The organism is Streptomyces sp. NPDC045701 (assembly GCF_056432045.1).
The window spans coordinates 115,188-130,249 of record NZ_JBWKJV010000006.1; the positions used below are offsets into that span (position 1 = coordinate 115,188).

The 15,062-nt window shown below is 71.6% G+C and carries 14 protein-coding genes; 3 read left to right on the forward strand and 11 right to left on the reverse strand.

The features are described 5' to 3' along the window. Positions 1–113 precede the first annotated feature (113 nt). From AC07DW_RS09935 to AC07DW_RS09945, 3 genes are all read right to left on the reverse strand, one after another. Positions 114–1,139, reverse strand: a complete 1,026-nt coding sequence (locus tag AC07DW_RS09935; RefSeq protein ID WP_478857133.1) for a 6-phosphofructokinase — start codon at positions 1,137–1,139, stop codon at positions 114–116. Between the two features lie 157 nt (positions 1,140–1,296). Beyond that, on the reverse strand, positions 1,297–2,025 hold the full coding sequence (locus AC07DW_RS09940) for a type 1 glutamine amidotransferase (protein WP_478857134.1): 729 nt from the start codon (positions 2,023–2,025) through the stop codon (positions 1,297–1,299). Positions 2,026–2,042: 17 nt separating this feature from the next. Further along, positions 2,043–3,281 carry a MurT ligase domain-containing protein gene (locus tag AC07DW_RS09945; protein ID WP_478857135.1) on the reverse strand — a complete coding sequence of 413 codons (1,239 nt, stop codon included), beginning with the start codon at positions 3,279–3,281 and terminating at the stop codon, positions 2,043–2,045. 115 nt (positions 3,282–3,396) lie between these two features. Here AC07DW_RS09945 and def point away from each other — a divergent pair, with 115 nt between their 5' ends. After that, on the forward strand, positions 3,397–3,942 hold the full coding sequence (gene def / locus AC07DW_RS09950; protein WP_478857136.1) for a peptide deformylase: 546 nt from the start codon (positions 3,397–3,399) through the stop codon (positions 3,940–3,942). 50 nt (positions 3,943–3,992) lie between these two features. Here def and AC07DW_RS09955 read toward each other — a convergent pair whose 3' ends face one another. Then, positions 3,993–4,646: a TetR/AcrR family transcriptional regulator gene (locus AC07DW_RS09955; protein WP_478857137.1), complete on the reverse strand. Its 654-nt coding sequence runs from the start codon at positions 4,644–4,646 to the stop codon at positions 3,993–3,995. A gap of 135 nt (positions 4,647–4,781) precedes the next feature. On the opposite strand from AC07DW_RS09955, the gene AC07DW_RS09960 reads away from it, so the two are divergent. Continuing rightward, positions 4,782–6,017 (forward strand): acyl-CoA dehydrogenase family protein, encoded by a 1,236-nt coding sequence (locus AC07DW_RS09960; RefSeq protein ID WP_478857138.1) that lies wholly within the window; start codon positions 4,782–4,784, stop codon positions 6,015–6,017. Between the two features lie 346 nt (positions 6,018–6,363). On the opposite strand, the gene AC07DW_RS09965 is transcribed toward AC07DW_RS09960, so the two are convergent. Further along, positions 6,364–6,522: a hypothetical protein gene (locus AC07DW_RS09965; protein ID WP_478857139.1), complete on the reverse strand. Its 159-nt coding sequence runs from the start codon at positions 6,520–6,522 to the stop codon at positions 6,364–6,366. Between the two features lie 12 nt (positions 6,523–6,534). Next, complete coding sequence (locus AC07DW_RS09970; protein ID WP_478857140.1) at positions 6,535–6,966, reverse strand: hypothetical protein; 432 nt, start codon at positions 6,964–6,966, stop codon at positions 6,535–6,537. Positions 6,967–7,516: 550 nt separating this feature from the next. Between AC07DW_RS09970 and AC07DW_RS09975 the strand changes: the two genes are divergently transcribed. Continuing rightward, positions 7,517–8,158: a helix-turn-helix domain-containing protein gene (locus AC07DW_RS09975; RefSeq protein ID WP_478857141.1), complete on the forward strand. Its 642-nt coding sequence runs from the start codon at positions 7,517–7,519 to the stop codon at positions 8,156–8,158. Between the two features lie 98 nt (positions 8,159–8,256). Here the strand turns inward: AC07DW_RS09975 and AC07DW_RS09980 are convergent, their stop codons facing one another. The 5 genes from AC07DW_RS09980 to AC07DW_RS10000 form a co-directional block, all read right to left on the reverse strand. Continuing rightward, the gene (locus AC07DW_RS09980) at positions 8,257–9,177 is read right to left on the reverse strand and encodes a carbohydrate ABC transporter permease (RefSeq protein WP_478857142.1); all 921 of its coding nucleotides are present in this window, start codon (positions 9,175–9,177) and stop codon (positions 8,257–8,259) included. Then, the gene (locus AC07DW_RS09985) at positions 9,174–10,505 is read right to left on the reverse strand and encodes a carbohydrate ABC transporter permease (protein WP_478857143.1); all 1,332 of its coding nucleotides are present in this window, start codon (positions 10,503–10,505) and stop codon (positions 9,174–9,176) included. The genes AC07DW_RS09980 and AC07DW_RS09985 overlap by 4 nt, the downstream gene beginning before the upstream one ends. Positions 10,506–10,509: 4 nt before the next feature. Further along, entirely contained in the window at positions 10,510–11,835 is a 1,326-nt protein-coding gene (locus AC07DW_RS09990; protein WP_478857144.1) for an ABC transporter substrate-binding protein, read from the reverse strand. Further along, entirely contained in the window at positions 11,832–13,523 is a 1,692-nt protein-coding gene (locus tag AC07DW_RS09995) for a glycoside hydrolase family 13 protein (protein WP_478857145.1), read from the reverse strand. The genes AC07DW_RS09990 and AC07DW_RS09995 overlap by 4 nt, the downstream gene beginning before the upstream one ends. A gap of 208 nt (positions 13,524–13,731) precedes the next feature. After that, positions 13,732–15,006: an ABC transporter substrate-binding protein gene (locus AC07DW_RS10000; protein WP_478857146.1), complete on the reverse strand. Its 1,275-nt coding sequence runs from the start codon at positions 15,004–15,006 to the stop codon at positions 13,732–13,734. Positions 15,007–15,062 lie beyond the last annotated feature (56 nt).

Genomic DNA, 15,062 nt, shown 5'->3' on the forward strand with positions numbered 1-15,062 from the left:
GATTCGTTTCGTACGGGGTTGTCCGCTTGCGGGGTCCAGACTAGAACCGCCCCCGATCGCGGCTGCGACCGGGGGCGGGTGGGCCGGAACGGACCAGGATCACGACGGGGGCGTCACAGGACGGTCTCGGCCTCGTCGTACCGCTCCGACGGCACGGTCTTCAGCGTCTCCACGGCCTGGGCCAGCGGCACCATCACGATGTCCGTACCGCGCAGCGCGGTCAGCATGCCGAATTCGCCCCGGTGCGCGGCCTCCACCGCGTGCCACCCGAACCGCGTCGCCAGGACCCGGTCGTACGCCGTCGGCGTGCCGCCCCGCTGGACGTGGCCGAGGATCACCGCGCGGGCCTCCTTGCCGAGCCGGTGCTCCAGCTCGCCGGCCAGCTGCTGGGCGACGCCGGCGAACCGCTCGTGCCCGTAGATGTCCTTGCCGCCCTCGTTGAAGTCCATGGAGCCCGCGCGCGGCTTGGCACCCTCGGCCACCACGACGATGGCGAACTTCTTGCCCGCCTCGAACCGCGCCCCGACCCGGGTCGTCAGCTCGCCGATGTCGAAGGGCCGCTCGGGCACGACGATCGCGTGCGCGCCGGCGGCCATGCCGGAGTGCAGCGCGATCCAGCCGGTGTGGCGGCCCATGACCTCGACGATCAGCACGCGCTGGTGGGACTCGGCCGTCGTCTTGAGCCGGTCGAGCGCCTCGGTGGCGACCCCGACGGCGGTGTCGAACCCGAAGGTGACGTCGGTCGACGCGATGTCGTTGTCGATGGTCTTCGGCACGCCGACGATCGGCAGCCCCGCCCGGGAGAGGAGGTTCGCCGCCTTGAGGGTGCCCTCGCCGCCGATCGGGATGATCGCGTCGAGGCCGAGGTCGGCGACGTGCCCCTTGGCGCGCTCGACCCCGTCGACCAGGTGCGCCGGCTGGACCCGGGAGGAGCCCAGGATCGTGCCGCCCCGGGCCAGGATGCCGGCCACCGCGTCCAGGTCGAGCTTGCGGTAGTCGCACTCCAGGAGGCCCTTCCAACCGTCGTGGAAGCCGATGACCTCGTCACCGTGGTCGACGACGGCGCGGTGCACGACGGAACGGATGACGGCGTTCAGACCGGGGCAGTCGCCGCCGGAGGTGAGCACACCAATGCGCATAGCCCGAGATACCTTTGCAACGTGGGCCGACTCCCGGACCACGTCGTCCGGTTGGATCCCCGCCACCCTACCGGCGTTGGGTGACGGGGCCGAAACGAGCATCCGACTACTGGACGGTAGTCGTAGGAACCGACGAGATCCGGGGGTCGACGGCTCCTCAGGCGGACTGCGAGGCCGCCGCGATCCGCTCGGAGCGCAGCGCCTCGTACCACCGGTCGTCGGTCGGCGGCAGGGCGTTCACGTCCAGGGCCAGCTTCAGCAGCAGGTCCGCGATCTGCGGATTGCGCGCCATGACCGGTCCGTGCATGTACGTCCCGAAAACGGTCTCGTTGAACGCGCCCTCGGTGCCGTCCCCGGTGCCGTTGCCGTTGCCGAACACCGTCCGGGCGAAGGGCCGGGCCGTCGGGCCCAGGTGGGTGACGCCCTGGTGGTTCTCGAACCCGGTCAGCTGGGGCAGGCCCAGGCGCGGGTCGATGTCCGCCAGTACGTCACCGACGCAGCGGGCGCCCTCGCCGCGCGTCGAGATCACGTCGAGCAGGCCGAGACCCGGTTCCCGCTCCCCGAGGTCGTTGATGAACTCGTGGCCGAGGATCTGGTAGCCGGCGCACACCGAGAAGATGATCGCGCCGTTCTCGGCCGCGCGGTTCAGACCGCCGTCGCGGCGCAGCCGCTCGGCCGCCAGCCGCTGCGGCCGGTCCTCGCCGCCGCCGATCAGGTAGATGTCGCCGGACGTCGGGATCGGCTGGTCGCTGCGCACGTCCACCCGCTGCACGTCCAGGCCGCGCTGGCGCGCGCGCCGCTCCACCACGAGGGCGTTGCCCTGGTCTCCGTACGTACTGAGCAGGTCCGGGTAGACCCACACGAGACGCAGACTGCTGTCGCTCATGCTCATCCTTCTCGGGGTCAGTTGCCGACGCGGCGGCGGACGTCCTGGAACGCGGTGTAGTTGGCGATCAGCTCGATCCGCCCGGGCGGGGAGAGCTGCACGGCCTCGTCGACCGTCTCGCACACCCGGAAGTCCAGGCCCGCGACCTCGAGCCGGACCGCCAGGTCCAGCCGCCGGTCGCCGATCACCACGATCGGGTGCCCGGCCAGCCGCGTGTAGTCCACGTCCCAGAGCCAGGACGTGTCCGTGCCGTCCGCGCCACGGGCGTTGACGGAGAGGATGACCGGCGTCGGCGGCGGGTCGATCAGCGAGAACGTCTCGAGCCAGCCCGCCGGGTTCTTCGCCAGCAGCAGCCGCAGGTCGCGGCCCTGGAAGGAGACCACGTCGTACCGGCCGGCCACCGCCTGCACCTGGTACATGCGCTCCAGCGCCACCTGCGGCGGTACGCCGAACACGGCCGCGACGGCGGCGGAGGTCGCGGCGTTCGCCCGGTTGGCGCGGCCCGGCAGCTGGAGGTGGATCGGCCACGCCGAACCGTGCGGGTCCAGGACGTGGTCGCCGCTGAGCGCCCAGCTGGGGGCGGGGCGGCGGAAGCCGCACTCGCCGCAGAACCAGTCGTCGCCGGGGCGCTGCATCACACCGCCGCAGGCGGGGCACGACCAGGCGTCGTCCTTCCACTCCTGACCGGCCGCCACCCACACGACGTTGGCGGAGGAGGACGCGGCCCAGACGACGAGCGGGTCGTCGGCGTTGGCGATGACGACCGCCTTCGTGCCGGACAGTCCCTCGCGCCACTTCTCGGCGAGCATCCGTGTCTCGGCGGCGCGGTCGAGCTGGTCGCGGGAGAGGTTGAGCAGCGCGATCGCCTTCGGGGCCACGTCGCGCGCGACGCCGGCGAGGTACTTCTCGTCGACCTCGATCACGCCGTACTTGGCGTCCGAGCCGCCCGCGAGGGCGGAGGTGATGCCCGCGGGCATGTTCGCGCCGAGCGCGTTCGAGACGACCGGGCCGCTGGCCCGCAGTGCCTCGGCGATCAGCCGTGTGGTGGTGGTCTTGCCGTTGGTCGCCGACACCAGGACGACGTCCAGGTGCTGCGCCAGCCGCCCGAGCAGTTCGGGGTCCAGCTTGAGCGCCACCCGGCCGCCGATCACCGATCCGCTGCCGCGTCCCGCGGCGCGTGACACCGCCGCTGCGGCCTTTCCTGCCGTCACGGCCAGCTTGGCGCGCGGCGACAGCGGCTCCGTGTTGCCTGCCATCGTCCTTGTTCCTCCTAGCGTGGGTCCGGGCTCAGCCTATCGAGATCCGGCCGGGCGCCCGAACCGCGCCACCTGCCGAAACCCCCGAAGCGGCCGGGAACGTACGCTGAGTGCCATGCGAAACCGGCCGATCCCCGGCAGTTCCGGCCATGTACGAGCCATGACCCTGCTCGGCGACCCGGTCCTGCACGCCCCCTGCGAGCCCGTCACCGACTTCGGTCCGTCCCTGTCCCGGCTCATCGAGGACATGTTCGCGACGATGTACGCGGCGCAGGGCGTCGGCCTCGCGGCGAACCAGGTCGGCGTGGCGTCGCGGGTATTCGTGTACGACTGCCCCGACGACGAGGACGTCCGCCACCTCGGCCACGTCGTCAACCCGCGCCTGGTGGAGGCGGACGGGGTGACGGTGCGCGGGCCGGAGGGCTGCCTGTCCCTGCCGGGCATCGAGGCCGGCACGGAACGCTTCGACCGCGCGGTGGTCGAGGGTGTCGACCGCCTCGGCAGGCCGGTGCGCGTCGAGGGCACGGGCTTCTTCGCCCGCTGCCTCCAGCACGAGTGCGACCACCTGGAGGGCGCGGTCTACACCGACCGCCTCACCGGGTGGCGCCGCGCCCGTGCCCTGCGCGCGGCGGGCCGAGCCCCCTGGGCCCGGGGCCGCTGACGGAGGGCGTCCGGCGGGCGGCCGCGCCGACGGCCGGGCCGGAACGCGGGTCAGAACCCGGGGCTGTCCACCCTGTCGTCGACCTGCTCCAGGCGGCCCCAGAGCAGGTCCGCCAGACCCCGCACCAACTCCTCCCGGGAACAGGGGCGTTCACCGAGCCACCAGTCGCCCGCGGCGTGCATCATCCCGACGATGCCGTGCCCCCACACCCGGGCCAGCACCTCGCTCTCCGGCCCCAGGTCGACGCGTTCGGCGATCACCCGGGCCAGCTCCTCGCCCATGCGGCGCAGCACGGGGGCGGAGTGGCGGCCCGTGTCGAAGCCGTGCTCCGGCTGCTGCCCGCCGCCGGTCTCCTCCGACGGGTGCATCAGGAAGCGGTACACCTGGGGGCGGGCCTCGATGGCGGTCAGGTACGTGTCGAGCGTCGCCTCCACCCGCCGGCGCCGGTCGGCGGGCGCGTCGAGGGCGGAGCGCAGGTTGGCCAGCAGGGCGTCCGTGTGGCGCGTGGCGAGCGCGCGGTACAGTCCGCCCTTGTCGCCGAAGTGCCGGTAGAGGATCGGCTTGGTGATGCCGGCCTCCGCCGCGATGGCGTTCATGGACGCCTGCGGCCCGTCGCGGAGGACCACGCGGTCGGCGGCCTCGAGCAGCTCGCGTCGCCGCTGGTCGGCCGACCGCTGCTGCTCGGTCCGGTGTGTGGTCTCCATAGCGTGTCTCCCCGCCCGTGCGATGTCCCTAAGACCCGCGCAACGTAACACCCGGCCCGTCGGGGCCGCCGGTTGACAGCGTCTACTTGCCGGTAACAGACTGCGGTTACCGCTAGTAACACGCCGGGAGGGAACATGGCCGAGTTCACCTTTGAACTCAATGACGACCAGAAGCAGGTCCGTGACTGGCTGCACGGCTTCGCCGAGGACGTGATCCGACCGGCCGCCTCCGAGTGGGACGAGCGGGAGGAGACCCCCTGGCCGATCATCCAGGAAGCCGCCAAGGTCGGCATCTACTCCCTCGACTTCTACGCCCAGCAGTTCTTCGACCCCACCGGCCTCGGCATCCCGATGACCATGGAGGAGCTGTTCTGGGGCGACGCGGGCATCGCCCTGTCCATCGTCGGTACGGGCCTGGCGGCCGTCGGCGTCCTCGCCAACGGCACCGAGGAGCAGATCGGCACCTGGATCCCGCAGATGTACGGCACGCCCGACGACGTCAAGGTCGCCGCCTTCTGCTCCTCCGAGCCCGACGCCGGCTCGGACGTCGCCGCCATGCGTACCCGCGCGGTCTACGACGAGGCCAAGGACGAGTGGGTGCTCAACGGCACCAAGACCTGGGCGACCAACGGCGGCATCGCCAACGTCCACGTCGTCGTCGCCGTCGTCGACCCCGCGCTCGGCTCCAAGGGCCACGCGTCCTTCATCATCCCGCCGGGCACCCCCGGACTGTCCCAGGGGCAGAAGTTCAAGAAGCACGGCATCCGCGCCTCCCACACCGCCGAGGTCGTCCTGGACGACGTCCGCGTCCCCGGCTCCTGCCTGCTCGGCGGCAAGGACAAGCTCGACGAGCGCCTCGCCCGCGCCCGCGAGAAGGTTGCGAAGGCCGGCAAGGACGGGGAGCGGGTGAAGAACGCCGCCATGGCGACCTTCGAGGCGTCCCGCCCCGCCGTCGGCGCCATGGCCGTGGGCACCGCCCGCGCCGCGTACGAGGTGGCGCTCGACTACGCCCGGACGCGCGTCCAGTTCGGCCGCCCCATCATCGACAACCAGGGCGTCGCCTTCCAGCTGGCCGACATGCGCACCCAGATCGACGCGGCCCGCCTCCTGGTCTGGCGCGCCTCCTGGATGGCCACCACCGGCAAGCCGTTCACCTCCGCCGAGGGCTCGATGTCCAAGCTCTACGCCAGCGAGGTCGCCAAGAAGGTCACGGCCCAGGCCGTCCAGATCCTCGGCGGCAACGGCTTCACCCGCGAATACCCGGTGGAGCGCATGCACCGCGACGCCGCGATCTACACCATCTTCGAAGGCACCAGCGAGATCCAGCGCCTGGTCATCGCCCGCACCCTGTCGGGCATGCCGATCCGCTGAACCGGCGGTCCGCCGGATCGGAACTCCGCCGAAGGCGGGAACGGCGGGTGCGCCGACCCCGCTCCTCCGCGAGGGCGGGCCGACGGACTCCGTTTCCGATCCCGCGACCTGCGCGGATGGCGTGGGACAGCGGCGAACTTCACCGCAGCCGCCTGGAGCCGCTGCGGGGCGCTCAGGTCACCGAAGCGGTGTCCCTGGCCGTGGCCACCGGCAGAAGTGGGGCCCTGCCGGTGGCCACGGCCCTACAGCCCGTTCAGTGGCTGTTGAAGGGCTCCGGAACGTCCCGGTCGCCGCAGTCGACTTCCACTCCGTCGTCGACTCGGCACTCCTTCACCTCGAACGGGTCTCACGAGTCGAGGCCCTGGCGGACGTAGGAGTACGTCTGCGTCTTCTCGTTCTGGTAGCCGGAGGCGGTGAGCGGCCCGTACGCGCCGCTGGTACCTCCCACCGCCCAGCGCCAGCGGAAGTATCGCGCACAAACGCTGCTGGAGGTGGACGCAGCCACTTGGCGAGGCACTCAGAAGTAGGTGTTCCAGCAGTTGGCACGGGTCGTGATGTCCGTGCCCCGCTGTGTGCACGTCGTGACCCTGTAGACGCGTGACGCGTCAACATAGACACCCGCTCCGGGACCGTTGTCGGCGCCGTTGGCGTCGTAGGCATAGGCCAGGCGGGTGCCGGCGGAATTGTAAGCACTCGCGACAACCCGCCGTGCGTCTGCATCGCCGTCTTCGACGTAAAAGAGGTTCTGGGTCATGTCCAGCACGGCATGTCCGAGGTAGGACGGGCTGGTGTAACAGCGAATCGCTTCGGCGTGGGCGGCCGTCTGGCCCAGGAAGAGCAGAGTGCTGGCGAGTCCGCCCACAACGGCAAGGGCACGTTTCTTCATTCTGTTGATCCCTTCTCCTGCTGTATCGGCCGCCTCATCGTCCCCTCGGGAGATCAAGGGCACGCGCCGATAGTGGCGCGTACGGACTTCGGCAGACCTCAACGCCCGGCTTGTAGGGCAACAGATTGCTGCAGCGCTCACCGTACGGCTTGTAAAAATGCGAACCCGCGCCCCGGAAGGGATCCGTGCGCGGGTCCGGATAGTCGGTAGAGATGACCTGATGCCAACTTCACCGGCCTGGGTGTGGGGGAGCAGACTGCTTCTGGCGCGTTCGTCAACCTGCTGAACAGAGCACGGGTGGGCAGGAGCGCACCGGCCGGTATCAGGGGGGTCCGGGATGGCGCAGGCTACGGGCCAGCGTTCGGTGCGACCGGCTCCGGGCTGGTTGCGCCCCTACGTGGTGAGCTATCGGGGCTACCACTTGCAACGTGTCCTGGGGCAGCCCAGGGTCAACCTGCCGGCGGCTACCGTGACGTTGCTTCTCGGGTGGGCCGATCCCTTGAGCATCCACGCAGGAAGTGGGCAGGACCCGTCGGGGAGTGCTTGGCACAATCTGGTGGCGGGGCTGCGTAGTGCTGCGCTCCGGAGCTCCTACACCGGTACCGTCCGTGCGGTGCAGGTGGAGTTCACGCCCCTGGGGGCGTACACCTGCTTGGGGGGCGCCCCCATGCGTCACTTCGCGGAGACGCTGGTCGACCCCGACGAGGTCCTCGGCCGGGGCTGGACCTCCAGGGTGACCGGCCGACTGGCAGCGGCGCCGGACTGGACAGCGCGCTGCGCGGTTCTCGACGACGTCCTGGCGCAGCGGCTCACGGAAGGCCCGGTGCCCTCACCCGTGATCGGACAGTCGTGGGATCGGCTTACCGCGTCCCACGGCACGCTCACCCTCGCCGAGCTGGCCGAAGTCACCGGCCGCAGTAGCCGTCGCCTTCAAGTGCTGTTCCGCGAGCAGATCGGCCTCCCGGCGAAGACCGTCGCCCGCATCCTGCGATTCCAGCGCGCCATTACCCTGCTGACCTCGACAGACCGGTCGTTCGCCCTGACCGCAGCTGCCTGCGGCTACCACGACCAGGCCCACCTGATTCACGAATTCCACGCACTGGCCGGCCTCACGCCGACCCAGTTCCGCGAACTCACCCGGAACGCGGTGCCAGGTGGAGCCGCCATTACCGACGGACGCCTCACCGACATCACCACAAAGAGCGTCGGGTGGCCATCACCGAAGCCACCATCGACACCCCAGCCGCGACCCTGACCTCGAGATCGGCGGCACCCCGTCGCGACGGACGTTCCCTCACCCTCGCGCGGCGGGGCGCCTCCCCCGTGTGAGGCGCCCCGCCCGTCTCCGTGGCCTCACTTGACCGACCCGGCCATCACGCCCTGGACGAAGTGCCGCTGGAAGGCGAAGAACACCACCACCGGCACGATCAGGGAAAGGAAGGCGCCCGGCGCCAGGACGTCGATGTTGTTGCCGAACTGGCGGACCTGCGACTGGAGTTCCACCGTCAGGGGCTGTGAGGAGCTGTCCGCGAACAGCAGGGCCACCAGCATGTCGTTCCACACCCACAGGAACTGGAAGATCGCCAGACTCGCGATGGCCGGCCGGCCCACCGGCAGTACCAGCCGGGTGAAGATCCGCCACTCGCCGCCGCCGTCCATCCGCGCGGCCTCCAGCATCTCGCGCGGGATGTCGGCGAAGTAGTTGCGCAGCAGGAAGATCGCGAACGGCAGCCCGTACGCGACGTGGAAGAGCACCACGCCGGGGATCGTGCCGAACAGGCCGAGCCGGCCGAAGAGCTTGGCGACCGGCAGCAGGCCCACCTGCACCGGGACCACCAGCAGCGCCACCACCAGCAGGAAGATCCAGTCCCGGCCGGGGAACTCCAGCCAGGCGAAGGCGTAGCCGGCGAGCGCCGCGAGGACCACCACGAGCACGGTCGTGGGCACCGAGATCAGCACGGTGTTCCAGAAGGCCCGGGTGATGCCCGCGTTGCCCAGCAGCGCCGTGTAGTTGTCGAAGGACAGCTGTCCCGGACCGGCCAGCGCGGTCCACCAGCCGCTCGCCGCGTTGTCGTTGGCCGAGCGGAGCGAGGAGAGCAGCAGTCCGGCCACCGGGGTGATCCAGACGAGGCCCACCACCACGAGGAACGCCTGCACCACGCCGTGGCCCAGCAGGCGGCGGAGCCGGCCGCCCGGCGGCCGGGGCGGCGCGGGCCGGACGGGCGGGGGCGGGGCGGACGGGTGCGACGGGGGAGCGGTGACGGTCGCGCTCATGACTGGCTCCTGCGGAAGCGGCGGACGTTGAACACCATGGCGGGGACGACCAGCAGCAGGAGCAGCACGCCGAGTGCGCTGCCGAGCCCCTGGTCGTTGCCGCCGCCGAAGGAAACAAGCCACATCTGGGTGGCGAGGACCGTGGCGTCCTGCTGCACCGGCCCCGGCGCGATGATGTAGATCAGATCGAAGACCTTCATCACATTGATCACCAGCGTCACGAAGACGACCGTCAGCACCGGCGCCAGCAGCGGCACGGTGATCCGGCGGAACACCTGCCACTCGCTCGCCCCGTCCATCCGCGCCGCCTCCAGCGTGTCCCGCGGCAGCGACGACAGTCCGGCGCCGACGAGCACCATGGCGAATCCGGTCCAGATCCACAGGTAGGCGCCGATGATCGCCGGTGTGACGAGCGCCGGACCGAGCCAGGAGACGCCCTCGTACGGCGGCGCGAAGTTCGCCGCGGGCAGCCGGACCGTGTACGAGCCGTCCGGGAGGTCCGCGAAGCGGTACGAGCCGTCCGCCGCCGTCGTCGCCGTGGCGACCGTCCGCCCGTCCCGTACGGCCTCGACCGTCAGCCCCGGCAGGCCGCGTTCGGCCGCGTCGATCGTGCCCGGCCGGCCTCCGCCGCCGGGCGTGAAGTCCAGGTAGACGGCGCCGCGCAGCTCGTCCGGGCCGGCCTTCGCCGACGACGCGGGCTCCGCCCCGGCGGGCACCTCCTTGGGCGGCACGCCCACCAGCCCGAGGTTCACGGTCCGGCCCGGCGGGACGGCCCCGGCCGTGCCGTACGACCCGTCCGGGCCCTCGCGCAGGCCCTGGTCGTCCCTGGGCCGGGCGCTCGGGTAGGAGGACGTGCCCGCGAACGCGTCGTGCACGCCGACGACCGCCGCGTTGAGCACGCCCTTGTCGGGGTCCTCCTCGTAGGCGAGCCGGAAGATGATGCCCGCCGCGAGGAAGGACACGGCCATCGGCATGAACAGCAGCAGCTTGAACGCGGTGGCCCAGCGGACCTTCTCCACCAGCACGGCGAGGATCAGGCCCAGGCCGGTGAGCAGCGTCGGGGCGACCACCACCCAGATGGCGCTGTTGCGGATGGCGGTCAGGGTGGCGGGGTCGCGGAACATCTCCGCGTAGTTCTCCCCGCCCACGAACCGGGTCCCGGCCGCGTCGAAGAAGCTGCGCCCGACGGAGAACAGGACCGGGTAGACGACCAGCGCGCCGAGGAGCAGCAGCGCCGGGAGGACGAAGGCGACGGCGATGGTCCGCCGGCGGCGCTGGGCGCGCCGCCGGGGACCCGCGGCCCCCACGGGAGCGGTGAGGGTGGTCATGTCGTCAGCCCTTGTACGCCTTGGCCGCCGCGGCTTCGAGCGCCGCCGCGGTCGCCGCCGGGTCCGACGGGTCGCGCAGGAAGTCCTGGAGCAGCTTCCACTCGCCCACGCCCTTGGTGCCGCCGAAGGAGGCCGGTGCCTGGTCCGACATGTCGAAGCGCACCGCGTCCCCGGCGCCGATCAGCGACTGGGCCGTCTCGCGGGCCGTGTCGTCGCCGTACGAGGCGAGGTCCAGCTTCTTGTTGGGGGACAGGAACCCGCCCGCCTCCGCCCACACGGCGGCCGCCTCGGGCGTCGCCAGGAAGGCGAGGAACGCCTCCGCGGCCTTCTGGTGCTTGCCGTCCTTCAGGACCACGGCCGCGTCGCCGCCGCTGACCACCGGCGCCTTGCCGCCGGCGACCGCGGGGAAGGGGAAGAAGGCGGCGTCCTGGCCGATCTTCCTGCCGAACTGGTCCTTGGCCATCCCGGCGACGAAGTCGCCCTCGTACACCATCCCGGCCTCGGGTTCGGGACCGAAGACCTTCTCCACGGAGCCGGGGAAGTCGGTGCCCAGCGCGCCCTTGGGGCCGCCCGCGATCAGCTTCCCGTCGGAGAACAGCGTGCCGAGCGTGGTCAGGGCCTTCACCACGGTGGGGTCGGTCCAGGGGATCTCGTGCTTCGCCAGCCGGTCGTACTTCTCGGGGCCCGCCTGGGAGAGGTAGATGTTCTCGAACCAGTCGGTGAGCGTCCAGCCGTCCTCACCGGCGACCGCGAAGGCCGGGAGGCCGGAGTCGGAGACGGCCCGCGCGGTCGTCAGCATCTCCTCGTACGTCTTCGGCGCCTTGACGCCCGCCTGCTCGAACGCCTCGGGGCTGTACCACACGGTCGACTTGTGGGCGGCCTTGAAGTACAGGCCGTACAGCTTGCCGTCGACCGAGCCGTACATCGACCACACGGGAGCGAAGTTGGTGTGGACGGCGTTCACGGTGCGGGTGGGCAGCGGCTTGAGCCAGCCCTTCCTCGCGAACTGCTGGAGCACGCCGACCTGGGGGACCATCACCACGTCGGGGGCGTTGCCGCCCTCGATCTTGCTGCCGACGACCGTGGAGACGTTGTCACCGGTCGACGTGAACCGGGTCTTGGCACCGGTCTTCTCGGTGAAGGCGTCCAGCACCTTCTGGAAGTTCTTCTGCTCGGCGCCGGACCACACGCCGGCCACGTCGAGGGTCTGGCCGCTGAGCTCCTTGCTCCCGCCGCCCGCGCTCACCGGGCCGCCGCCGCAGGCGGTCGCTCCCAGCGCCAGGGCCAGCGCCGAACAGCACGCCATCGCCATCCGTCGTCGCGTCATCATCGTGATACCTCCGAGGTGGTGTGGTCACCGGTCCACCAGGCGGCGGTGGATCCGGGCAGTACGCCGGCCGGGCAGGGGCCGCTGGACAGCAGGGGCGCGCCGGACACCGGTGCGGGCACCGGCTCGGCGGTGAAGTTCACGGCGCAGACGAGGCCCTCGCCGCGCTCGAAGGCCAGGACGCCGGCCGGCGAGTCCAGCCAGCGCAGGGTGCCCTCGCCCAACTGGGGCAGCCCGTGCCGCAGTTGCAGGCCGTCGCGGTACAGGTGCCAGAACGAGCGCGTGTCGGCGAGCGCCCGGTCGGTGGCGTGGTCGGCGAACCAGCCGGGCTGCGGCAGCCACGGCTTGGCGCTCTCGGCGCCGGTGCTGAACCCGAACGGCGAGGCGTGCCCGGACCACGGCAGCGGTACGCGGCAGCCGTCGCGGACGCGGGCCCGGTTGCCGGTGCGCCGGAAGATCGGGTCGGTGAGCACCTCGTCCGGCAGGTCCACCACCTCGGGCAGGCCCAGCTCCTCGCCCTGGTAGATGTACGCGGCGCCCGGTAGCGCCAGCATCAGCAGCGCCGCGGCCCGCGCCCGGGCGGCGCCCAGGCCGCTGCCCTCGGTGCCGGACTCGCCGTACCGGGTCACCGTGCGCACCTGGTCGTGGTTGTTGAGGACCCAGGTGACGGTGGAGCCGGTGCCGACGATGTCCCGGATCGCCTCGTCGATCACCGTGCGGAAGCTGCCGGCGTCCCACGGGGCGCTCAGCAGGTCGAAGAAGAACGCCTGGTGCAGCTCGTCGGGGCGGACGTACTTGGCGTGCTCCCGGGCGCTGGGCACGGACACCTCGCCGACGAGCAGCCGTTCCCGGCCGTCGCGGGCCGTGTACTCCTCGCAGACCGCGCGCCAGTGGCGCCACACGTCGTGCACCTCGGGCTGGTTCCAGGCGAGCGGGTTGACCGAGTCGCGGGTGCGGGCGTCGGCCTCGGGGTCGGGGGAGTCCGGCAGGTCGGGGTGTTTGAAGAGGCCGGCGGCCACGTCGACGCGGAAGCCGTCCACGCCCCGGTCCAGCCAGAAGCGCAGGACGTGGTCGAAGTGGGCGGCCACCTCGGGGTTGCGCCAGTTCAGGTCCGGCTGCTCGGGCGTGAACATGTGCAGGTACCACTGGCCGGGGGTGCCGTCCTGTTCGGTGACCCGGCTCCAGGCGGGACCGCCGAACATGGCGTGCCAGTTGTTGGGCGGCACGTCGCCGCCGGGGCCGCGGCCCTCGGCGAAGTGGAACCGGGCACGGGCCTCGCCGCCGGGAGCGGAGGCGAGCGCCTCGCGGAACCAGGCGTGCTCGCTGGAGCAGTGGTTGGGGACGATGTCCAGCAGCACCTTGACGCCCAGCCGGTGCGCGTCGGTCACCAGCCGGCCGAATTCGCCGAGGTCGCCGAAGACGGGGTCCACGTCGCAGTAGTCGGCCACGTCGTACCCGTGGTCGGCCTGCGGGGACGGGTAGAAGGGGCTCAGCCAGATCCCGTCGACGCCGAGCTTCTTGAGGTACGGAAGTCCGGCGCGGACCCCGGCGAGGTCGCCGATGCCGTCACCGGTGCTGTCCAGGAAGCTGCGGACGTACACCTGGTAGATCACCGCGTCGCGCCACCAGGGGTGGGCGGTCCGGTGCGTGAGGTGCTGCGAGAGGCCGTCATCGGCCGGAGCTGTGAGCATCACCCGTTGACCTGTTTCTTCGTGAAGGGGTGCGCGCCATCCAGAGCGGATAGCGGTTATGCATGCATGTTAGGTAGGCGTGCCGAGAGGGTGTCAACGAGTGTGCGCGAAACAGTGAAATCCGGCGGCTTATGTCCGGATATGAACCAGGGGCATGAATGCGCAGCTACCTAACGGGTAACTATCCAGGCGCTCGGGAACGGGAGCGTCAGCGGCGGCGGGCGATGGCCGCGAGCTCGCCGGCCAGCCGGCCCACCGCCGCCTCGGGCGACTGGTGCTGCGCCATCGCGTCGTGCACCACCGCCTGCACGGCCAGGCTGACCTGCTCGTAGTGCGGGCTCTTGGGGCGCGGCGCCGCCGCCAGCACACTGCTCCGCAGCGCCGTGAGGTACGGGAAGCGGCGGACCAGCGCCGGGTCCCCGTACAGGGCGGCACGCACCGGGGGCAGGGCGCCCTCGGCCAGCACCCGGCGCTGCACCCGCTCGCTCGTCAGGTACGCGATGAGGTCGCGCGCCGACTCCGGGTGCCGCGCATGCCTGCTCACCGCCAGGTTGGAGCCGCCCAGCACGCTGGTGCCCGGCCCGAGGGGGCCCGGCAGGGGCACCGCGCCGAACCTCCCCGCCACCCGGGAGTCGCCGCCGGACGCGCCGGCCCAGGCGTACGGCCAGTTGCGCAGGAACAGCAGCCTGCCCTCCTGGAACGCCTGCCGCGACTCCTCCTCCGTGTACGTCAGGGCCTCCCGGGGGATCCAGCCGTCCCGGACACCCCGCGCCAGGAAACCGATCCCCCCGCGGGCCGCGGCGGAGTCCACCGTGACCCGCTCGCCCTCGTCGCCGAGGATGGTGCCGCCCGCCGAGTACACCGCCTCCGCGGCGTTCACCGTCAGCCCCTCGTACGGCAGGAACTGGCCCGCGTACCCGTGCAGCCCGTACGCCGGGGCGAGCGTCCGCGCCTGCCGCTCCAGCTCCGCCCACGTCCGCGGCGGCCGCTGGCCCGCGCGGTCGAGGACGTCCTTGCGGTAGAAGAGCATCCCGGCGTTGGTGACGTACGGAACGGCGTACAGCCTGCCGTCGTACGTCGCCGTGTCCACCACCGGGGGCAGGAAGCTGCTCAGCGGGAACCGCTCGCGGTCCACGGGCGCGATCCACCCTGCGGCGGCGAACTCCGAGGTCCACGCGACGTCGATGTTGAGGACGTCGAACCGGCCGGCCCCCGACCGCAGGTCCGTGATCATCTGCGACCGGGTCTCGTCCGCCGAGTCCGGCAGCTCGACCAGCGTCACCCTTTCGCCCGGATGTGCCCGGTTCCAGCCGTCCAGGATCCGGCCCAGGTACCCGGTGAGGTCCCCGGCCGTGGCCAGGGTCATCGGCCCCCGCCCCCCGTCGGGCGCCCGGCCCGCGGGAGCGACGCCGGAAGCCGCGTACCCGGTCAGCACGACCATGACGACGAGGAGACCCCTACCCGCGGCACGTATCCACCGCATAGGTTCCTCCCTGAGCACCCGGACCAGGACGACGGCGTCCGCGTCTCGGGCATGTA